The sequence below is a fragment of the Rhodococcus pseudokoreensis genome (assembly GCF_017068395.1).
Classification (GTDB): Bacteria; Actinomycetota; Actinomycetes; order Mycobacteriales; family Mycobacteriaceae; genus Rhodococcus_F; species Rhodococcus_F pseudokoreensis.
Genome location: NZ_CP070619.1, coordinates 4,147,758 through 4,169,855, shown reverse-complemented (window position 1 = coordinate 4,169,855; position 22,098 = coordinate 4,147,758). Strand labels below are relative to the sequence as shown.

Here is a 22,098-nt window from a genome sequence, read left to right as displayed (position 1 = left end):
CCAGGGTGCCGAGTATTTGCGTGAGCGTGGAGTAGAACCGATCGGGGCTCACCCCGAACGCGACCCATATCTCGCTACTGGGGACGCCACCGTAGGGTGCCCACCGGAGCGCGAGGTGCAGTATCGCGTTGTCGTCGGTGTGTGTTCGTTTCATAGTTCGGTCAGCTCGGTAGTGTTGGGGAGAACGGTTTCTGAAGGTGGGGGTAGATCGCAGACACTGCCAAGTCGCCGTCGCCGGAGGCCATCACCGGCTCGACCATGTCGCAGAACGCGGCGATGAGGTTGCCCGGTTGACCTATCTTTCGGACATCGTCGTGGATGATGTGCCCGGCCTCGTGGAAGACCCTGCTGGATGCTTGATCGGTGTCGTACGATCCCGCATCGATGTGCTGGGAGTACGCGGTGAATGCAGTCTCGTACAGACCGAATCCATGCTCCACGACGAGATCGCGCAATTGTGTCGCGCCGACTCCGTAGTGACCGGCATAAGCGGCGGCTTCCACGAAGCCGCCGACTGCCACTGCGTGAAAGAGCGCGCCGGCGCACGCAAGGATATTCGACAGCCCGGGGTCGGCGCCCTGATAGCGCGCACGGGCGAGGGCGGACAGTGCGTGCTCATGGCGACTGAAGGCAGTGCGATCACCGGAGTAAATCACCCTCCCTTGCCGGGTACCCATGGCGGACGGGTAGTCGAGAATCGCACCGTCCAGGTAGAACCCACCGCGTTCGGCGACCCACTTCTGCATCGATCGTGCTTCGTCGGCGGTGCCCCAGGTGAGATTCACGAGAGTCTTGCCGGCAATCGTGTCGGGTGGCACTTCATCGAGCAGTTCGGTCACTTGGCCGTAGTGCGCGATGCAGAACACCGAGAGGGCTGTGTCGCGCACAGCGGCGGTTACATCGGAGGCGGCGACGGCACCCCGCTCAATCAGCGGGGCGGCTTTTGCCGCCGTGCGATTCCACACCACGGTCTCGTATCCGGCTGTGAGGAACAACCGGGCGAGGGTGGTACCCATATTTCCCAGTCCGATTACCGAGATTGCAGTCGACAAGGACGATCAACTCCGCGATAGATAGTGAGAGGTAGGAAGATTCAACAGTCGACCGCGGGCTCCAGGCTTAGCGAATTCTGCGCCCCGAGCCCCCGGCGACGAACCGTCAGAGTTCGAGGTAGTCGGCCAGCTCGCCGGCGTCGACCATCCACAGGCCGGGTGAGCCCGTCGGATACTGCGAGCGGAAGCCGACCAGGCGCTGCACGCGCTCGGACAACGTGCGGACGAGTTCTCGGTCGACCAGGAACGGATAGGCTTCCTCGCCGACCAGATATCCGGGGTTCAACGCGAAGCTGACCGCCCGTCGATAGTCGCTGTCGGTCACGTTGGCGCCGCCGCCGTGCACGGTCTTTCCGCTGAAGAAGATGGCGTCTCCCCTGTTCATGACAGCGGGGACGGTGTCCTCGGGAGTTCCGCGGTTCTCGAAGTCCTCCCACAGGTTGCTCTTGGGGATCACCCGGGTCGCACCGTTCTCCTCGGTGAAATCCGTCAGGGCGATGAGGAAGTTGATCATGACCTCGGGACCGGCAGGCCCCATTCCGACGAAGGGGTTCCAGTTCTCCAGGTCGCGGTGCAGGGTTTGGGGCCGGTTTCCCGGTCCGATCTCGATCACCTGAGCGGTGGTCATCCAGTAGGACCCGGACTCTTCCAGGTACACCGCGTCGGCGAGAGCATGGACCAGTTCGTGGTCGATGATTTCCTCACGGAACGTCTTGCTTCGCTTGACCAGGTTGCCCATTCGCTTGGTGTTCCTGCCATAGAACTCGGCAATGAACTCGTTGTCACTCTTGCCGCCCGGCTCGATGGCCTCGAGGTCCGGCTCGATGTCGGCATTGAAGCGGTCGATCTGTTCGTCGGTGAGTAACCCGCCGATGATGACCCCGCCGTCTTCGTGGAAGACGGCGAGAATGTCCTCGATCGGAGCGGTGGCGGGAATCCGGCGCAGGGCGGTTCCGGAGACGGTGTCAGTCATTGGTGATCCTCTGCTGATAGAACTGGCTGCGAAGGGTGGGGCCGCGACCGGGGGCGTGCGACCGGGGTGGAAGCTCGCGGGTCGTCATCGTGTGGCCCTCGATGTGGCGCACGTCTCACCATCCTCCCTGTAGCCGCAGTGATCTACACCAAATCTCCACACGATCCGTGCATCGACGGTGCAATGTGCACCTCGGCTAGGCCTGCCGTGAAGAAGCGGGCCCAGATCGCGGATCGCTGTCGAACCAAAAGGGCGCGGGTGTGCAACATGCACCGCATGTCGCTGCATTGTGATGCATCACGGTGTGGTGTGGCGCACACCTGAACCTGCACGGTTGTCCGCAATCACTTTGTTCCATGGGAAGGCGGAACGACTATGAAAGTTTCCACTGCAACCGAGCACGCCCACATCGTCATCATTGGCGCCGGCATCTCGGGAGTCGGAGCGGCCTGCTACATCACGGAGGCATTCCCCGGGAAGAAGGTCATCATCCTGGAGGCTCGCGGGAGTGTCGGCGGAACCTGGGACCTGTTCAGGTATCCGGGTATTCGCTCCGACTCGGACTTGCATACGTTCGCGTACGAGTTCAAGCCCTGGCTCCACGAGACGGCGATCTCCGAGGGGCACATGATTCAGGACTACATGCGTGAGACTGTGGAGGAGCGCGGTATCGGAAGCCTCATCCGGTTCCGTCACGAGGCGACTTCTGCCGATTGGTCCAGCGCGGACGCGGAATGGACACTGAGCGTCCGAAAGACCCTCGAGGACGGCTCGACCGAAGACATCCGGATCAAGGCCGGCTGGGTGTTCAGCGCGACCGGATATTACCGTTACGATCAGGGTTACGCGCCCACGTTCGCCGGAAGCGACGATTTCGAGGGCGACATCATTCACCCGCAGCATTGGCCCGAGAACTACGACCATTCCGATAAGAAAGTGGTCGTAATCGGTAGCGGCGCTACGGCTATCACTCTGATTCCCGCCATGGCGACCGGGCCGCAGGCGGCGGCTCACGTGACGATGCTTCAGCGCACCCCGAGTTACATCCTGACACTTCCGCGCGTCGATACACTGAATTTGCGGCTCACCAGGATGTTCGGAGAGAAGCGTGGATATGCCCTGACGCGATTCAAGAACGTGTGGATCGACTGGGCGGTCGTGAATTTCCTGTCGCATTTCCCCAAGCAGGGACGCAAACTCGTCCGCTACCTCACCAGCAAAGAGCTCCCCGCCGGCTACGACGTGGACACACATTTCAATCCGCCGTACGAGCCCTGGGACCAGCGTCTGTGTCTGGCGCCCGACGGTGACTTTTTCAAAACCATCCGCGACGGCGACGCATCGGTCGTCACCGATCGGATCGAGCGTTTCACGAAGAACGGGATACTGCTCGAATCGGGGCGCGAACTCGACGCCGACGTCATCGTTACCGCCACGGGCCTCAACATGCGGTTCATCGGTGGCATCAAGCAAACCGTCGACGGGAAGCCCGTTGATCCATCGAAGACGGTCACCTACCGCAGCAGCCTGTTGTCCGGGGTTCCCAACTGGGCCTTCGCCATGGGTTACACCAAGTCGTCGTGGACGCTCAAGATCGGGCTGTTGATGAAGTACTACTGCTCGCTGCTGGAGTACATGGACGAGCGCGGATACGACTCGGTGGTACCCGTCGCCGATGGTTCGATGACCACCCAATCGATGTTCGACCTCTCGGCCGGCTACATGCAGCGCGGCGAAGATCAATTTCCCCGGCAGGGGACCGAGGCGCCGTGGCAGTTGAAGACCATCTACCGCAACGACCAGAAGCTCTACAAGGGACCCCTGATCGACGGCAACCTACGGTTCGGGACTTCCGGAGGGCATGAGGTCACTCCGCAGCCGGAACAATCCGCCGGACCTCGGCAGAACCCGGTGGAACTGTTGGCCGCGGTGACCGGAAAGGTGATCAGTAGATGACGACGTCGGCAATCGGTTCCGGCGCTCCGGTATCCGCGCCTGCGCTGTCGTTCGCCGAGCGCGTACAACGCCTGGTCTTCACGGCTCTCGGCCGGATGCCGGAAGGCATACTCGGCCGACTGGTGAAAGTGCCGGTCGACAACGAGGGCGACCGGATGGCTCCCGAGATCGCGGCTCTGATGCGAATCGCGGAGATGGCCGACGACTACAGCGACGGCACCGCGGCGAACGCGCGCATTCTCGAGGAAGCGCAAGCCCGCATCTTCGCCGAGGACTTCCCTCCGTTCGCGATTGCGGAGGAACTCAGTTTGCCGAGTGGACTCCGGGCAACCCGGTATCGCGCCCGTGCGACATCGCGGGGACTGCTCGTCTTCTTCCACGGCGGCGGATTTGTGCTCGGCAGCAGGGCCAGCTACGACTCGCCCGCGAGACTGCTCGCTTCGGGTGCCGACGTCGACGTGCTGTCGATCGAGTACCGGCGGGCGCCCGAGCATCCGTTCCCCGCTGCCACCGACGACGCGTTGACCGCCTGGAAGTTCGCGGTCGAGCACGCAGCGCAGTGGGGTCACAACCCGAGGGCGATCATCATTGCCGGTGACAGCGCGGGGGCGAATCTGACTGCGGTGCTCGCTCAGCAGATTCTGGGACAGGACATTCAGCCGCAGCTGCAGGTACTGATCTATCCGGTCACCGATCTGGTCGACGAACGCGCTTCGCGAACGGAATTCGCCACGAACCCCGCTCTGACGGCGAAGCAGATCGCGTGGTTCACCGATCAGTATCTGCCGGCCGGAGTGGACACGGCTGATCCACGGATCTCCCCGATCCGGGCCGAACATCTGTCCGGGCTGCCGCCCGCGGTGGTCTGCGTCGCAGGTTTCGACCCCCTGCGCGATGAAGGCATTGCGTATGCGGAACGACTGCGGGAGAACGGAGTTCCGACGCAGCTGTTGCGGGAAGGCGGACTGGTGCACGGGTTCATTTCATTGACCCGTATCAGTCCCGCGAGCCGCGCCGCAGTCGAGCGCATCACCGCTGCGATCTCGGAGTCCGTATCGCGTTAGCCGAATAGCGCGTCTGTTCGCGCTGCACCTCACCGTCACCAACAGAATTGTTCGAGGGAAACATGATCACTTCCGACGTATTGGCCGACGCACAACGCCGTCTCGCGGGTCTTCCCAGAGCCCACTTCGTCAACGGGGCCTTTGTCTCCTCCGAAAGCGCGGCCGAAATCACCGTTCTGAACCCTGCGACCGGGGCGTCGCTGGGCACCATTCCCAATGGAACGACAGCCGATGTCGACGCCGCGGTCAAGTCCGCCCGCGCCGCGTTCGGGGATTGGAGCCGGCGCACGCCCGGTGATCGCGCGGAGGTGTTGTTCGCACTCGCCGACGTGGTCGACGCGAACCGTGACCTACTCGCGGCGATGGAATCCATCAATGTCGGTAAGCCGATCGATGCCGCCGTCGAAGAGATCCCCGTCGTCTCCGATTGCTTGCGCTTCATGGCCGGAGCCGCGCGTACCGCCCAAACACCGGCCACTGCCCAGTACGCGCCCGGAACGATGTCGTATGTGCGCCGTGAGCCGGTGGGCGTGGTGGGCGCGATCGTTCCGTGGAACTTTCCACTGATGATGGCGGCCTGGAAGATCGCGCCCATTCTCGCCGCCGGAAACACACTCGTCCTGAAGCCGTCACAGTTGACACCGTTTTCCATTCTGGCACTCGTGGACTTGGCGTCGGAGATTCTTCCGCCGGGTGTGCTGAACGTCGTCCTGGGCCGAGGGAGCGACATCGGGGACGCCCTCAGTCGCCATCCGGACATCGACATGGTGGCACTCACCGGGAGCACGCGATCCGGTCAACTCGTCGCGCAGAGTGCGGCCGCCACCATCAAACGGGTGCACCTGGAACTGGGCGGCAAGGCACCGATCGTCGTCTTCCCCGATGCGGATCTCGACGCGGCCGCGGAGACCATCGTTGCCGCGGGCTACACGAACGCCGGCCAGGACTGCGGAGCGGCGACTCGCGTCATCTGTCACAGCAGTGTCAGCGACGCCCTGGCGCAGCGATTGGTGAGCGGCGCAGACGCATTGACGACGGGCGACCCGGCCGGCCCCGATGCCGTGCAACTCGGCCCGCTGATCAGCGCCTCCAGCCGTGACCGCGTTGCCTCAATGGTCGAACAGGCACGCCTGGACGGCGCCGTCGTCGCCACCGGCGGCGAGATTCCGGACGGGCCCGGATTCTTCTACCCCGCAACAGTCGTCACGAATGTCGCTTCGGGAACAGAGATGGCTCGTGAGGAGGTCTTCGGACCGGTCATCTCGGTGGAAACCTTCACCAGTGAGTCCGAGGCGATCAGCAAGGCCAACGACGTCGACTACGGTCTGGCCTCCTCGGTGTGGACCAAAGACCAGGGCCGTGCGCTGCGCGTCACCGAGGCACTCGACTTCGGCACCGTGTGGGTGAACGCGCACCTGGTCGGCGCAACCGAGATGCCCTGGGTGGGCTTCGGCAGGTCGGGCTACGGTCGCGACAACTCCATTTACGCGCTGGACGACTACTGCCGTACCAAACACGTCATGCATGCGATGGGGGAACCCGAAGGCGTTAACCAGTTTACGAGTGGCCCGACAAAGAAGGATTCCGATGACTGACGCCTCGACAACTCGGCGCGAAGCCGAGACGACAGATTCGTCGCCTCACCTCGAATCCGGACATCTGAGTCTGAAGGCCCTGGTTGCCCTGTCTCTCGCGTCGTTCTTCCCGGCTGTCGCGATCGCTCTGGCTCCCTATGTGACGTACAGTTCGGCGGGAATCACCGGTTGGCAATCGTCGCTCTTGGCGACGATTGCGGTCATCTTCATCGGCCGCGCAATCATCGTGTTCGCCCGCAGATACGTTGCCAAAGGACTGATCTACTCCTACGTCGGCGAGGTCTTCGGGACCTGGGCCAAATGGCTCGCCGGCGCAGCGATGCTGGCCGGATTCATCGTCGGTCTGGCCGCGTTCGCCTCGATCTGCGGCATCTTCATTGGGAGTTTTCTGAGCGCCCGAGGCATCTCCTGGGCATTGGATCTCGGTCCGCAGATCGTGGTGTTCGGCCTGGTCCTCAGCCTGGCCGGAGCTATCGCGTTCCGCGGTCTCGATACGTCGGTGACCATCGCGGTGGTACTGGCCGTTCTGGCGCTGCCGCTGGTCCTCGTGATCACCGCCGCCAGCGCCCGGCACACCGGCCTGCATTGGTCGGAGCAGTTCAGCTACTCCGGCTTCAGCTTCGGTCACACCCTGCAAGGTATCGCGGTGGGTGCGGCGTTCCTCATCGCCTTCGAGAGTTGCGCCGCGTTGGCGACGGAAACTCGCAATCCGCGCAAGAATATTCCCGTCGCCATCATGTCGGTTCCCGTGATTTTGGGCGGCATCCTTCCCATCGCGACGATCCTGCAGGCGCCGGGGTTGGCATCCGCCAGTGAGCAATTGGCTGCTGGAGTCTCTGCGCCTGCCGCGCTCGCCGCACAGGCCGGGCTCAGCCCGTGGATCGGTTCGGCCACGGATCTCGTTCTCGCGCTTGCATCGTTCGCTGCACTCATCGGGTTTGTCAACTACGGCTCCCGGTACCTCATGACGCTCGCGGAGGATGGGATCCTGCCTCCCCTGCTCACACGCATCCACTCGCGTCACCACACGCCGCACATCGCAATCGTCATAGTCGTCGGCATCAGCTTCCTCTGCGACGTCGGCCTGTCGTTCCTGGCGGGCAGTGTCAGCGCGGCTTACCTGCTCAATGCCAATCTCCTCGTGTTTCTGTGGGTCATTCCGTACGTGCTGATCTGCGTAGCGGCAATTGTCATCACGGTTCGGGAGAAAGAGATTCGCCCAGGTCTGTGGTTGACCACCATCCTCGGTGGCGCGGCCATGGTGTGGTCGTTTGTCAACGGAATCATCAACCCGCCGCCGGCGCCGGGTGATGTCGCCGTGTGGGTTGCGATCGCCGCCGTCGTCGTCATTGTCGGAATCTTCGCCATCTGCCGGGGCCGGCATCGGCAGATCCACTGAAATCTCGTTGAACCCCGTGGAAAACGAACTGTGGCCTGCGCCATCCGATCGGGTCCGCGAGCTGATCAGAAATATCGCCGAGAAGCTGTTGCCGCTGAGCGACGGCGTGCTGGACGAGCTCGCCGCCGCATCCTTGCAGGACCCGCAGTATCGGGAGTTCGCGGCGGACCCGGTTCTCGCAGAGACGGACCGCCGGCTCGTCGCTGCCAATCTCAAGCGGTGGCTACGGTCGAACATCCAGAGCCCGGGCCGGCGAGTCCCCAACAACGCAAGTCCCGAGACCTTGATCTACGCGCGGGACGTAGTATTGCGCGGCCTTGTTCTGGACGAGTTGCCGTCATGGCGGGCGACACAACGCACGACCTGGCGTTGGTGGTTGGACGCGTGCTTCTCTGAAACGTCGGATCTGAAGGAGTTGCGCGCATTGATCGAGGTCTCGGCCAATTCGTTGACGACGTTCGCGGACGACTGGATCGAGGCCGTCGCCGCGCACGTCGACGAAGTGCGTAACGAACTCGCCGGCGGTGCACATCTGCAGCGTTATGCAACCGTCGAGTTACTGCTGCAGGGATCTCGAATAGTGCGGCCACGCGCCGAAGCCCAACTCGGCTATGCGCTGACGGGTCGCCATGTGGCGGCGATCGTGTGGACCGATTCGGATGTGGCCGCGGACCTGGAGCAAGCCGCCGAGCAGACCATGCGAGCCTGCGGAGTGACGACCAGGCTGACCGTCGTCGCCAGTACCGCAGCGTTGTGGCTGTGGATGCCGACGCGAGAAGTTCCGGCGCCGTCGGTCGTGATGTGCGAGCTGAGTCGGCTCGCCGGCACGGTGCGCGTCGCATTCGGCCGACCAGGAGACGACGTCGCAGGGTTCCGTCGTAGTCATATGGAAGCTGCTGCAGCACAACGGCTATTGACTCGATTGCGGTCGAGGCTGTCCGTGGTCCGGTACGAGGATGTCCAACTCGTCGACCTGCTCACAGCAGATGTCGCTCAAGCAGACCAGTTCGTCAAGGACATATTGGGAGACCTCGTCGATACCGACCCTCTCTTGATGGACACGGTCTCGACCTACATTGGCGAGCGGTTCAACCGGTCGAGTACCGCCCAGAAGCTGTTTACCCACCGCAATACGATCGACCGGCGGCTCGCGCGGGTCGATGAACTGTTGCCGCAGCCGCTCAATCAGAACTCGGTGAGTGTGGCGGCGGCGTTGCAGTTGCTGAAATTGCGCGCGTCGACCTGATCGCTCAGGGCGACAAAATGATGCGGCCGGGTCGGGCGTGTGGGGCAGAGTGCACCAATCTTTATACGGATCGACATATTTGGATCCGGAGGTCTTGAAATCAAGGGCACTGCGGCGCTAGTTTCCTGAATATCGATTATTCAGGGACCAGAGGCATGAACTTGCGAGCTGGCTGTCCGCATGGCGATGGGTTGCGGCACACAGATTTCGACACCACCAACACACAGTCAAGGAGTGAGAATGAACGTTGTAGTCATCGGAGGCGCGGGCCGAGTGGGCGCCCGGGTCGTCAGCGAACTCGCCAAGGTGAGCGACGCGAATATCATCATCGCGGACCGGAACAAGCCTCGGGACAGCTCGTTCGAGTTCGTCGAACTGGACCTCGCCGACGGCGAATCCCTGCGCCGAGCAGTGCGTGGCGCACAGGTGGTAGTGAACACTTCCGGCCCGTTCGATCGCTGGGGAACCGTCGTGCTCGATGCCGCGATCGAGTGCGGCGTCGACTACATCGACGTCTGTGACGACCCGGCGCCGACGATCGAACTTCTGAAGCGGGACGAAGCAGCGCGCAACGCCGGTGTGCGGGCGGTGGTCGGGTTGGGTATCAGCCCCGGTATGAGCAATCTGCTCGCCGTCGTGGCGGCGCGCCATTTGGACTCGATCGACCTGCTCACCACCTTCTGGGGCCGTCCCGGCGACGGGAAGGACCTCGAGGAGGCCACTGAGTTCGCCAATTCCATGGCTTCTGCGTTCGAGGGGGGCCGCGCGGCTTTCACCCATTTGATCGCCCAGGCGGCGGCGGACATCCCGGTGTGGCGCAATGGGGCTGCCGCGTACGAACCGGCATGGCGGGCGGCATACCGAGTCACCACCTCGGACGGCGAAACCGGGCTGTACCGGGTCATCGGTCACCCCGAGCCGGTGACGCTCCCGCACACCGTCGCTTCGCGGGATTGCATCAACATCGGAACCATCGAAGAAGGTGCCGACCGCTTGTTGCTTCCGTACCTCGATCAGGTCGGTGCCGGTGAGCTGAGTGAGGCCGAGGCGCTCGGGGCGATCGCGGCAGATCTGCGCGCGCATCCGGAGAAGCTGGTGACCGAACGCGTCGGGAATCCGATCAAGGCCTTCGTCGGCGTCGCAGCGACCGGTGACAAGGGTGGCGCTCAGTCCGGCATCGTGGTTCTGCCCGGTGGCCCGGTCGACGGTTCGATGAGCCTGGAGACTGCACGTCCGGCCGTTGTGGGTGTGCTCGTGCTGTCCGATGTACCCGTTGGAGTCCATTCTCCGGAAACGGCTTTCGATCCGGACAAGTACCTGACCGCCTACTCCGATACGTACTGGGACGGCGCAGCACCCTACGTCGTCGACGTGGCCGGCCCGAAGGCGGTCGAACGAGCCGAGTAGCCCGTCGGCAGATCCGAAGCGAAGGACCCGGCACATCCACCCCCGATCCACCGTCTACCCCAATCCACCGTCTACACCGGAGAAGACATTGATATGAGTAACTCTGCCTCGGCTCGTCATCAGGCACCCGACGATCTGGACGCGCTGGTCATCGGTGCCGGTCCCTCGGGAGTAGTCGCCGCGCGCGTTATGGCAGAAAGTGGCTATCGCGTCCGAGTATTGGAACAGGGCGACTGGCCCAATGTGGCCGACTATCCCAGCACCAAGCTCGAGCGCGAGCTCATCCAGGCCGGCCCCTGGAACCCGAATCCGAACGTCCGGCGCGGGCCCAGCGACTATCCGGTCAACGACAGCGATTCCGACATTCATACCTTCATGTTCAACGGAGTCGGTGGTAGTACGGTCATGTTCGGTGCCGAATGGCCCCGAATGATCCCCTCGGACTTCCGCGTGAAATCCCTGGATGGTGTGGCCGGGGACTGGCCTCTCACCTACGAGGATTTGCAGCCGTACTACGAGATGATCGATGAGATGCTCGGCGTATCGGGTCTCGGGGGCAATACGGCGTATCCACCGGGCGCGGCGCCGCCACAACCCGCACTGCCGATCGGCCGAATCGGCCGGATCGCGGCCCGGGGCATGAACAAGCTCGGATATCAGTGGTGGCCCGGTACACATGCGATCTTGTCGCAGGCCGACGGTAGCCGACCTGCGTGTTCGCGGTGGGCGACGTGTGTGGCCGGGTGCCCCGAGGGCGCCAAGTCGTCGTTCGACGTCTCGATGTGGCCTGCCGCACTTGCGGCCGGGGTGCAATTGACCACCGGGGCGCGGGTCCGTGAGATCACGGTGTCACAGCAGGGCCTGGCCACGGGGGCGACGTGGATCGATCGAGACGGTGCAGAGCACCACACGTCGGCGCCACTGGTCGTCGTCTGCGCGAACGGTGTCGGGACACCCCGACTGCTGCAGCTCTCCACGTCGTCGCGCTTCCCCGATGGGCTGGCGAATTCGTCGGGCTACGTCGGGCACAACCTGATGATGCATCCGACCGCGACGGTGCTCGGCTGCTACGAGGACGACCTGCAGAGCTGGCTGGGGCCGATCGGCCAGCCGATCTGGTCGATGCAGTTCGCCGAGACCGACACCACCCGCGGGTTCCGGCGTGGCTCCAAGTGGACGATCGCGGGTATTCCTGGGCCGGCCGAGCTGATCCAGCGCATCTACAGCCTGCCGTTGTCGGAACGCAGCGGTATGACGGGTCAGGAGTTCGCCGAACGGTTCACCGGCCGGGCGTTCGAGTGGGTGGCACAGATCGAGGACCTTCCCGAATTCGACAACACCGTGACACTCGACCCGGACCTCGTCGACAGCGACGGCATACCTGCGCCGAAGCTTCGCTACAAGATGTCCGAGGAGAGCGCTCGTGCGCTGGATTGGCATATCGACCGGCTGACCGAGGTCCACCTCGAATCGGGTGCGGTCTTCACCCACCGCGTCGATTACATGCCGGAGGTGGGCTGGCATCTGCTCGGCACCGCGCGGTGCGGCGACGACCCGGCGACGTCAGTGGTGAACGGGTACGGACAGTCCCATGACGTTCCCAATCTGTACATCTTCGACGGCAGCGTGTTCGCGACGTCATCGGCCGTGAACCCGACTTCGACGATCGCCGCCTTCGCGCTGCGCGGAGCCGAGCATCTGGTCGAGAACGCAGCCGAGCAAAGGATTCCGCTATGACGACACCATTGACGACATCACCATTCACCGATCAGGAACGCTCAGGTGCCGACCGGCTCGCCGACTTGTGGTTTCCCGGCACGGCCCGATCGCCGCGGATGACCGAGCTCCCCGACTACGTTCCGCTGCTCGGTCGCGGTCTGGCCGCGAACGATGAACTGGCGTCGGCATTCCGAGAGATCGCAGTGCTGGCGTCTCAGGCGCCGGAGGTGACGGTCGAGACCGTGGCAACATGGCCGCAGGACGTCGTCGAGGGCGCATTCATGCTGCTCCTGTGTACGTACTACATGTCGAGAGACGTCAGAACCGCAATCGGATACCCGGGACAGGATCGAGTTCCGGTGGCGAATGCGGACCCGGATCAACTTGTCACCGACGAGTTGCTGGCCCCGGTCATCGCGCGCGGCGCAACGTACGTCCCGACTCCTGGAAGGGACCGTTGATGGGCACCGGTCATCACCCGGCTCATGCGGCCGGCCACCCGGGCCCGGCGGTCGACTACCTCCGTCGCAGCCCGGTCGAAGTACTCACGCGGTCCGAGACAGTCTCGCCATCCGCCGCACTGCTGATCACGGCGGACGGCACGGTCACCGTGGCGGAGTTCGCAGCGCGGGCTCGGCAGTGTGCATCGGACCTGCTCACCCGGTTCGGAGTGCGCGCAGGTGATCGAGTCGCGATTGTCGGCCGCAACTCTGTGCACCGCTTGACCTGGCAATACGGGTTGTACTGGATCGGGGCGGTCGAAGTATCGGTGAACTTCGAGCTGAAGGGCTCGATGCTCCACCACGTCCTGACCGACAGTGATCCGATGCTCATCCTCACCGACGAGGAGTTTCGGGACGAGGTCGCCGCGCACTCGACCGGTGTACCGATTCATGAAGCCACCGATCCGCTTACACCGGCTGACAGTGTCGATCGCGCGGAACTCGATCGTGTCGAGGCGAGTCTGCCCGGCGACCTGCTGGCCACCATTCTGTACACGTCGGGCACGACGGGTCCGTCGAAGGGAGTGATGCTGCCGCTGGGCTACTTCGCCAACCACGCGCAGAGCATCCGCCGGATGACCGGATTGAACGCCGGCGACATCGGGTACTTCGCGTTGCCCTTCTTCCACGTCGACGCGCATATCGTGTTCCCCGCCGTCGTGGAATCCGAAGCAGCGCTGTTCATCCCACCCAGGTTCAGCGTGCGTAAGTTCTGGCCCGACGTCCGGTCGTACGGGTGCAATTGGACGATCGCGGTCGGCGCGATGCTGGCCGCGGTGGCGACGGTCGAGCCCCCGCCGCTCGAGGAGATCCCGTTGACGCGGGTCTTCGGAGCGCCGATACCGCCGGAGGTCTACGAGTTCTACGAAGATCGCCTGGGGATTCCCGTGCTCAGCATGTACGGCCAGACCGAGGCCGACGGCGTCACGCACGAGACCCTCGACGTTCACCGGCGCGGCAGCGCGGGCGTCGCGTGCGATGCGTTCGAGGTGACGATTCTCGCACCGGACGGCCGTCGATTGCCTCCCGGTGAGACAGGGGAGATCTGCCATCGTCCGCTGTTTCCCAACATGACGTTGTCGGGCTATTGGCGACGGCCGGACGCGACGGTGAAGGCATGGCGAAACCTGTGGCACCACACCGGCGACCTGGGATTCCTCGACGAGGACGGCTACCTGTTCTTCAAGGGCAGGATGACCGACTCGCTCCGCCGACGCGGCGAGAACATCTCGGCCTACGAACTGGAAGCCGTCCTTCGGCAGGCACCCGGTGTTGCCGATGTCGCCGCGATCGGTGTCGTGGACCAGTTGGGTGGAGAAGACGAGATCAAGGCGCTCGTCGCATGTGAGGACGGCGCGGCATTCGACGTGTCGGGCTTCTTCGACCACTGCGAACAGCGGCTGCCGCGATACGCGGTACCGCGATTCGTCGAACAGGTCGACGCAACCGTGTTCGTGCGCAGCCCGGGGACCGGCGTGATCCAAAAGCATCGCCTCTCCACGGCTGTCAGCGGGGTCGGAATATTCGACAGGCTGGGCCAGAGTCCAGCCACAACAGGCGGGAAGTGACCGACATGAGCGGATTCAACTGGGAGGGAGCGCTGGCCGAGCTGAAGCGTCGCCGCGAATTGTCGCGCGAGCTGGGCGGCAAGCGTCGAATCGATCGGCAACACGAGCAGGGCCGCCTCACGATCCGGGAGCGGATCGAGCATGCTGCCACCGAGTTCTACGAAGTCGGCGAGTACACGGCATTCGAGGAGCACTCGGCGACCGGAGAAGTGGTGGGAAAGATCCCGTCCAGCTATGTCTGTGGGCTGGCGCAATTCGGCGGCCGTACGGTGTCGCTGGGTGGTGAGGACTTCACGGTTCGAGCCGGCGCTCCCCAGACGTACCTCGACCGCATGAAAGGCGGAATGGGCGGCTTCGTCGAGGACCTCGCACACGAACTCCGGATTCCGCTGGTGTTGTTCATGGAGGGCATCGGCGGTGACATCGCCGCGCAGGCCGACAAGGGGCACTCGTACCTGGTGTCCTCCCTGAGCTGGCGGAGATCCTTCGAACTGCTGGCCGAGGTGCCGGTGATGACCATGGTCAGCGGCACGTCGGCGGGAGGCACCGCAGGACGTACCGTGCTGAGTCACTTCAGCGTCATGACCCGCGACTCGGCGATGTTCGCAGGCGGTCCCCCGCTGGTGAAACGCGCACTCGGCAAGGACCTCAGCAAGTCCGAGCTGGGCGGGTCGGCCGTGCACACCGGCATCTCCGGTGGTATCGACAACCTCGCCGAGGACGAAGCCGACGCCATTGCGCAGATGCAGAAATTCCTGAGCTACATGCCGCAGAACGTCTGGGAACTGCCTCCCCGCGGAGACCGCTCCGATCCGGTCACCCGACGCGCCGACGAACTGCTGACGATCATCCCGGAGAACCGGCGGCGGCCGTACAAGGCGCAGAAAATGATCGAGGCCATCGTCGACCGGGAATCATTCTTCGAGGTCGGCGGAGGCTGGGGCAAGGGCATCGTCACCGGGTACGCGCGGATGGACGGTACCCCCGTCGGCATCATCTCGAGCAATCCGATGCACCTGGGCGGTGCCCTGGATGCTGCGGCAGCGGAGAAGCAGATCCGTTTCGTGGACATCTGCTCGACCTTCCACCTCCCCGTCATCTACTTCGTCGACGTGCCGGGGTTCATGGTCGGACCCGACGCTGAACGCGGCAGTGTGGTCCGCTGGGGCATGCGAGCGATCCAGTCGCTGGTCGAAGCCGAGGTCCCGGTCGTCACGATTCAGGTGCGCAAGGCGTACGGAATGGCGGTGTCGGCGACCGCGCAGACCGACGGGCTCTGTCTCCGATTGGCTTGGCCGAGCGCCGAGTGGGGTGACCTTCCGGTGGAAGGCGGTGTCGAAGCCGCGTACTCCCGTGAGATCGCCGCGGCGGAGAATCCCGAAGAGTACCGCAGGATCGTCGAAGACAAGATGTACGCACTGTCGGACCCGTGGGCCACAGTCGAAGCATTCGGCGTCGAGAACATGATCGATCCGCGGGAAACGCGCGAAATCGTGTGTGCGTTCGTCGAGGCGTCCCGCGGCCTCCTCGAATCCAAGCGCGGGCCGCAACGCCGCCAGTGGACGATTCGTCCGTAGACGTCAGAGAACAGGAAAATGCCGTGAACCAGATCAACGCCGAAATGTCCGCTTCCGTGTGGAAGATCGAGATGGCCGTGGGTGACAGCGTCGCCGCCGGCGATTGCATCATGATCCTCGAATCCATGAAGATGGAGATTCCGGTCGAGGCAGAGGGCCCCGGAATCATCGAAAGTCTCTCTGTCGCAGAGGGAGACGCGATCGAAGCGGGACAGCTTCTCGTCGAGATCGCCGAGAGTCAGGTGGGCTGATGTTCGACAAAGTGCTGGTCGCGAACCGCGGCGAGATTGCCGTGCGGGTCTTCCGCACACTTTCCCGCATGGGCATCAAGACCGTTGCCGTCTACTCCGACGCGGATGCCGGCGCCCTGCACGTGTCGGTGGCCGACGAGGCGGTCAACATCGGGCCCGCCCCCGCGAACCAGAGTTACCTGTGCGGAGATGTGATCATCGAAGCGGCGAAGGCTACCGGTGCCGGAGCGATTCACCCGGGATACGGGTTCCTCTCGGAATCAGCCGATTTCGCCCGGGCGGTGGAGAAGGCCGGTCTCGTTTTCATCGGCCCCTCCGCCGACGCCATCGACAAGATGGGATCGAAGATCGCCGCACGCCAGGTGATGTCGGACGCCGGTGTGCCGATCGTGCCGGGCACGACCGAGGAAGTCCGCACGCTCGAGCGCGCCCGGGAAGTGGCCGTCGAGATCGGCTATCCGGTTGCGGTCAAGGCCGCAGGCGGCGGTGGTGGAAAGGGCTTCCGAGTCGCACTCCGGCCCGAAGATCTGGCGCAGGCATTCGACGGGGCGAAAGGGGAAGGCGAACGGTTCTTCGGAAACGCGACCGTGTACCTCGAGCGGTACCTGGAGAATCCCCGTCACATCGAGATTCAGGTTCTGGCCGACCTTCACGGGAATGTCGTTCACCTTTTCGAACGTGACTGCTCGGTGCAACGTAGGCATCAGAAGCTCGTGGAGGAATCACCCGCGCCCGCAGTGAGTCCCGAGATGCGACAGCGGATCGGCGACATCGCGGTGCAAGCCGCGAAGGCGGTCGGCTACTCGTCCGCAGGAACCGTGGAAGGCCTGCTGGCAGGTGACGAGTACTTCTTCCTCGAGATGAATACCCGAATTCAGGTCGAGCACGGTGTCACCGAGATGGTCACGGGCACAGATCTGATCGAGGAACAGGTTCGCATCGCGGCAGGGGAGCCGTTGCGTCTCAGCCAGGACGGCGTGAGGCTGACCGGTCACGCCATCGAGTGCCGCATCAACGCCGAAGATGCCTCCCGGGGGTTCATTCCGAATCCGGGTTCGCTCACGACGTACCATGAGCCGGCCGGTCGGCACATCCGGGTCGACAGCGGTGTGACCGAGGGCAGTGCCGTTGAGCGGTACTACGATCCGATGATCGCGAAGGTGATCGTGTGGGGCGAAGATCGCGCCGAGGCGACCGAGCGAATGCTTGCCGCGCTGGACGACTTCGCCATCCAGGGCGTGAAGACGCTGATTCCATTCCATCGTGCCCTGCTCGAAACGGCGCAGTGGCGGGACGGCGAGACCTGCAGCGATCTCGTAGCCGACAGGGAATGGCTCAAAACCTTGCAATCGACGCAAAAGAGCGGAGACGCCCCACATGTTCAACACTCCATTCACTGAGACATTCGGCATCGAACATCCCATCGTCTGTGGCGGAATGACGGGCGTCGGTACGGCCGAACTCATCGCCGCCGTCGCCAACGCGGGTGCACTCGGGTTCCTCACCGCGCTCACCCAACCGTCACCGGACGCGCTCGCCGCCGAGATCGCACGCACACGTGAACTCACCGACAAACCGTTCGGCGTCAACCTGACCATCCTCCCGACGATCAACCCCGTTCCGTACGAGGACTACCGTCAGGCGATCATCGACGGGGGAGTGAAGATCGTCGAGACCGCCGGCAGCAACCCGGCACCGCACCTCCCGTCCTTCAAGGCCGCGGGCATCAAGGTCATCCACAAAGCGGTCGCGGTCCGGCATGCCGTGAAGGCGGAAAGCCTCGGCGTCGACGCGGTCAGCATCGACGGGTTCGAGTGCGCAGGTCATCCGGGTGAGGAAGACGTCCCCGGATTGGTGCTCATTCCCGCGGCCGCTCGTAGGCTGCGCATTCCGATCATCGCCTCGGGAGGCATCGCGACCGGTGCCGGACTCGTGGCCGCGCTGGCGCTGGGGGCCTCGGCTGTCAACATGGGGACACGTTTCATGGCGTCCTCCGAGGCGCCGATCCACGACAACATCAAACAACAGATCGTCGCCAACGACGAGCGTTCGACGCAGATCATCTTTCGTGAGTTCCGAAACTCGGCCAGGGTTGCCCGTAACGCGGTCTCCGAGGAAATCGTCGAGATCTCCCGCCGCCCCGATGCCACGTTCGCGGACATCGCACACCTGGCGTCGGGGCAGCGCGGTCGCACCGAGGCCCTGGCGAAGGGTGACGTCGACGGTGGGTTGTGGTGGGCGAGCCTCGCCCAGGGCCTGATCGACGACGTCGCAAGTTGCGAGGAGATCGTGGGCACCATCATCTCGGATGCGGAACGTCTGATCACCAAGCAATTGCCGGCGCACGTGACGTAGCGCTCCCGACCCGTACGAATTGAACCAACTGGTCTGGATTCTTACGCCTCGACGAACGCCCCCGCCGGTACCGCTCGTCGGCGATATCCTGAGGAGACGTTCTCGGGAGGTAAGTGGTGCTGAACCAGCGAAACGGCTCGGATGAATCGGCTTAGCCGTGGCCGATGACGATCCGTTCGAGACCCGACGCGATGTGAACCCGACGGCCACCGCGCAGTTGAGTGCGGACGGATTCGACGACGCCCAGGAGATCGGGCGCGGAGGGTTCGGTGTCGTCTACCGGTGCACGCAGGCGACGCTCGACCGGACCGTCGCCGTCAAGGTTCTGACCACGGATCTCGCGGAGGAGAACCGGGAACGGTTCTTCCGCGAACAGCGCGCGATGGGTCGTCTGACCGGCCATCCGAACATCGTGACTGTGCTCGAAGTCGGCGTCACCGGAAGCGGCGATCCGTTTCTCGTGATGCCGTACCACCCCCAAGGCTCCCTGGACACTCGTATCCGACGGCACGGCCCACTCTCGGTGGACGAGGTGCTGCACCTCGGGGTCAAACTCGCCGGTGCACTCGAGACCGCACACCGGCACGGCATCGTCCACCGTGACGTGAAACCCGCAAACGTCCTCCTCACCGAATACGGCGAGCCGGCACTCACGGACTTCGGGATCGCCCACATGTCCGGGGGCTTCGAAACCGCCACGGGCGTCGTCACGGGTTCGCCCGCGTTCACCGCGCCCGAGGTCCTCGGCGGCGCGTCCGCGAGCCCGGCCTCGGATATCTACGGGTTGGGTGCCACCCTGTTCTGTGCGGTCACCGGGCACGCAGCGTTCGAGCGGCGCAGCGGCGAACAGTTGGTGGCCCAGTTCGTCCGCATCACCACCGAACCGGCACCGGATCTTCGGGAGCAGGGAATCGCGGACGACATCACCACCGTGATCGAGCAGGCGATGGCCGGCCGACCGGAGGACCGTCCGTCCTCTGCCGCCGCATTCGGTGAGAGTCTGCGCGACGTCCAACTCCGCCGTGGCCTGCCCGCCGACGTGATGGCTCTGCACACGTCACCGGACACCCCCGCCCCGGACCCGCCGGACACTCGACGGCGAACATCCCTCGGTCCCTCCGCCCACCGGACGGGAAATCTGCCTCTCGAATTGACCAGCTTCGTGGGACGCAGGCACGAACTCACCGAGGCGAGAAGTCTACTGGCATCGTCGCGGCTGCTGACGTTGACCGGAATAGGCGGAGTCGGGAAGACCCGTCTGGCGATACGGGTCGCGACAGCAATGCAGCGCGAATTCGCCGACGGGGCTTGGCTTGTCGAACTCGGCGAGGTACGCGACCCGTCTCTGGTGATCGACGTCGTGGCCACCGCCCTCGGATTGCGGGACCAGACGGCTCGGTCTCTTCGTGAAGTCCTGCTGGACTTCCTCTCGTCGCGGGAACTTCTGCTGATACTGGACAATTGCGAACAAGTCGTCGATGCCGTGGCAGACCTCGCGACGACACTGTTGCAGCAGAGCCCGGGCCTGCGCGTCCTCGCGACCAGCCGGGAACCCTTGACAATCGGCGGGGAAGTGGCGTTGCGCGTTCCACCGCTGACGGTCCCCGACCCGGATCGCGAGCCGTCACTCCAGGGTCTTCCCCGCTACGACGCCGTGTCGCTGTTCACCGAACGCGCCACCGCCGCGGTCCCGGCCTTTGCCCTGACCGAGACCAACAAGACCGCGGTGACCCGAATCTGCCGCCGGCTGGACGGGTTGCCGCTACCGATCGAGCTGGCGGCGGCACGGTTACGGGCGATGTCACCCGAGCAGATTCTGCAACGCCTGAGCGACCGCTACGCGCTTCTGACGCGCGGAAGCCGCGGTGCACCCTCGCGCCAGCAGACGCTGAGGTTGTGTCTCGATTGGAGCTACGAACTCTGCACCACGCGGGAGCAGCGGGCATGGGAACAGCTGTCGGTATTCGCGGGTAGTTTCGAACTGGATGCGGCAGAACAGGTATGCGGAGAAGGCGCCGACGCACCGGACCTCCTGGACGCGGTGGCATCGCTCGTCGACAAGTCGATCCTGACCCGGGAGGACCAGGGCGTGACGGTGCGATACCGGCTGCTCGAGACTCTCCGCGACTACGGTCGCGAGAAGGCTCAGCAGACCGGCAACTATTCGGACCTGCGTAGGCGGCACCGGGATTGGTATCGCCAGTTGGCCCGCACCGCTGAAGCCGAGTTCATCGGCCCCCGACAAATCGAATGGCTCGCCCGCTTCAACCGCGAACAGTCGAACTTGCGGGATGCCATGGAGTTCTGCCTCGCCGAGGGCGACGTCGAGGAAGGCTTGCAGATCGCAACTGCGGCGTGCCTGCACTGGGGTACCCGCGGTCTGCTCAGCGAGACACGGCGATGGCTCGACCGATTCCTCTCGTCACCGAATTTGCCGCCGACGATCGTGACGGCCAAAGCGCTCTACGCTGACTGCCTGATCGCCGAACAGCAACGGGACCATCAGCAAGGCGCTGCCCTCGTCGAGCAGGCGCATGCCCTGGCCGACCACGTCCCCGATCCCGTCGCGCACGCCGTCGTCGACCACGCGGACGGCATCTTCGGACTTTTCAACGGTGATCTCGTGCGCGCGTGCTCCGGTTTCGAGCGTGCACTGACCGTGCTTCGAGAAGCGAGGCGCGAGCTCGTCATACACGTCGAGGCGCTCACGTTGCTCGGTCTGACCTACGAGCTACTCGACGACGATCCCCGCCGGGCGGTCGAATGCTACGAGGAAGCCCTCTCGATCACCGATCGTCAGGGCGAATCCGTGTATCGGGCCTACGTCCTGTGGGTCATGGCGGTTGCGCAGTGGCGGCAGGGCGAACGGCGTCGTGCAACCGAATTGCTCGAGGAGGGGCTGCGGCTCAGCCGCCTCGTCGACGATCCGGTCAATTGCGCGAACGGCCTCGAAGCTCTCGCGTGGATCGCCGGCGGCACCGATCCCAAGCGCGCCGCCATTTTGATGGGAGCCGCCGAAGCCATCGGTCACGCAGTGGGAAGCACTTCGGTCTTCGTCCCCGACCTGCTCGTACATCACGACGAGTGCGAACGGTCAGTCCGCCGAATGCTCACCGAAAAGGACTACCAGGACGCACAGCATCAAGGCCGGAAGATGGATCTCGACTCCGCCGTCTCGTACGCACTCGGTGAACGACCCCAGAAAGAGTCCACACCCTCTGGATCGGTGAAACTGACGAAACGTGAACGACAGGTCGCCGAGCTGATCGCCGAGGGGCTGACCAACAAGGCCATCGCCGCCCGGCTCGTGATCTCACAGCGCACCGCGCAGGGACATGTCGAACACATACTCACCAAACTCGGATTCAACTCGCGAGCCCAGGTCGCGGCCTGGGTCGTGGAGGAGCGGCAATCCACCTGACCTCTACCTTGT

Annotated in this window: 16 protein-coding genes; 14 read left to right on the top strand and 2 right to left on the bottom strand. The window is 64.1% G+C overall.

The genetic code is table 11. The features are described from left to right. Positions 1 to 161: 161 nt before the first annotated feature. A complete protein-coding gene (locus tag JWS13_RS24245; RefSeq protein WP_259375271.1) occupies positions 162 to 1,052 on the bottom strand; it encodes an NAD(P)-dependent oxidoreductase in 891 nt (296 codons plus the stop codon). Between the two features lie 106 nt (positions 1,053 to 1,158). Beyond that, positions 1,159 to 2,025 (bottom strand): phytanoyl-CoA dioxygenase family protein, encoded by an 867-nt coding sequence (locus JWS13_RS24240; protein ID WP_206007950.1) that lies wholly within the window; start codon positions 2,023 to 2,025, stop codon positions 1,159 to 1,161. Between the two features lie 375 nt (positions 2,026 to 2,400). On the opposite strand from JWS13_RS24240, the gene JWS13_RS24235 reads away from it, so the two are divergent. From JWS13_RS24235 to JWS13_RS24170, 14 genes are all read left to right on the top strand, one after another. Next, a complete protein-coding gene (locus tag JWS13_RS24235) occupies positions 2,401 to 3,981 on the top strand; it encodes a flavin-containing monooxygenase (RefSeq protein WP_206007949.1) in 1,581 nt (526 codons plus the stop codon). Beyond that, positions 3,978 to 5,045 carry an alpha/beta hydrolase gene (locus tag JWS13_RS24230; protein WP_206007948.1) on the top strand — a complete coding sequence of 356 codons (1,068 nt, stop codon included), beginning with the start codon at positions 3,978 to 3,980 and terminating at the stop codon, positions 5,043 to 5,045. Before JWS13_RS24235 ends, JWS13_RS24230 begins: the two co-directional genes overlap by 4 nt. A 62-nt stretch (positions 5,046 to 5,107) precedes the next feature. Continuing rightward, entirely contained in the window at positions 5,108 to 6,640 is a 1,533-nt protein-coding gene (locus JWS13_RS24225) for an aminobutyraldehyde dehydrogenase (protein ID WP_206007947.1), read from the top strand. Beyond that, positions 6,570 to 8,039, top strand: coding sequence for an APC family permease (locus JWS13_RS24220; protein ID WP_241032279.1), 1,470 nt, complete (start codon positions 6,570 to 6,572; stop codon positions 8,037 to 8,039). The genes JWS13_RS24225 and JWS13_RS24220 overlap by 71 nt, the downstream gene beginning before the upstream one ends. Positions 8,040 to 8,055: 16 nt before the next feature. Continuing rightward, a complete protein-coding gene (locus tag JWS13_RS24215) occupies positions 8,056 to 9,285 on the top strand; it encodes a PucR family transcriptional regulator (RefSeq protein ID WP_241032278.1) in 1,230 nt (409 codons plus the stop codon). Between the two features lie 240 nt (positions 9,286 to 9,525). Continuing rightward, the gene (locus JWS13_RS24210; protein ID WP_206007946.1) at positions 9,526 to 10,692 is read left to right on the top strand and encodes a saccharopine dehydrogenase family protein; all 1,167 of its coding nucleotides are present in this window, start codon (positions 9,526 to 9,528) and stop codon (positions 10,690 to 10,692) included. A 93-nt stretch (positions 10,693 to 10,785) separates the two neighbouring features. Continuing rightward, positions 10,786 to 12,429, top strand: coding sequence for a GMC oxidoreductase (locus tag JWS13_RS24205; protein ID WP_206007945.1), 1,644 nt, complete (start codon positions 10,786 to 10,788; stop codon positions 12,427 to 12,429). Then, positions 12,426 to 12,872, top strand: a complete 447-nt coding sequence (locus JWS13_RS24200) for a hypothetical protein (protein WP_206007944.1) — start codon at positions 12,426 to 12,428, stop codon at positions 12,870 to 12,872. The genes JWS13_RS24205 and JWS13_RS24200 overlap by 4 nt, the downstream gene beginning before the upstream one ends. Beyond that, complete coding sequence (locus tag JWS13_RS24195) at positions 12,872 to 14,482, top strand: AMP-binding protein (protein WP_206007943.1); 1,611 nt, start codon at positions 12,872 to 12,874, stop codon at positions 14,480 to 14,482. Before JWS13_RS24200 ends, JWS13_RS24195 begins: the two co-directional genes overlap by 1 nt. 5 nt (positions 14,483 to 14,487) lie before the next feature. Beyond that, positions 14,488 to 16,059, top strand: a complete 1,572-nt coding sequence (locus tag JWS13_RS24190) for an acyl-CoA carboxylase subunit beta (RefSeq protein WP_206007942.1) — start codon at positions 14,488 to 14,490, stop codon at positions 16,057 to 16,059. A gap of 23 nt (positions 16,060 to 16,082) precedes the next feature. Next, positions 16,083 to 16,310 carry a biotin/lipoyl-binding carrier protein gene (locus tag JWS13_RS24185; protein ID WP_241032277.1) on the top strand — a complete coding sequence of 76 codons (228 nt, stop codon included), beginning with the start codon at positions 16,083 to 16,085 and terminating at the stop codon, positions 16,308 to 16,310. Beyond that, positions 16,310 to 17,710, top strand: coding sequence for an acetyl-CoA carboxylase biotin carboxylase subunit (locus tag JWS13_RS24180; protein ID WP_206007941.1), 1,401 nt, complete (start codon positions 16,310 to 16,312; stop codon positions 17,708 to 17,710). The genes JWS13_RS24185 and JWS13_RS24180 overlap by 1 nt, the downstream gene beginning before the upstream one ends. Continuing rightward, a complete protein-coding gene (locus tag JWS13_RS24175) occupies positions 17,688 to 18,665 on the top strand; it encodes an NAD(P)H-dependent flavin oxidoreductase (RefSeq protein ID WP_206007940.1) in 978 nt (325 codons plus the stop codon). Before JWS13_RS24180 ends, JWS13_RS24175 begins: the two co-directional genes overlap by 23 nt. Before the next feature lie 157 nt (positions 18,666 to 18,822). Continuing rightward, positions 18,823 to 22,086, top strand: coding sequence for a protein kinase domain-containing protein (locus JWS13_RS24170; RefSeq protein WP_206007939.1), 3,264 nt, complete (start codon positions 18,823 to 18,825; stop codon positions 22,084 to 22,086). The last annotated feature ends 12 nt before the right edge of the window (positions 22,087 to 22,098 follow it).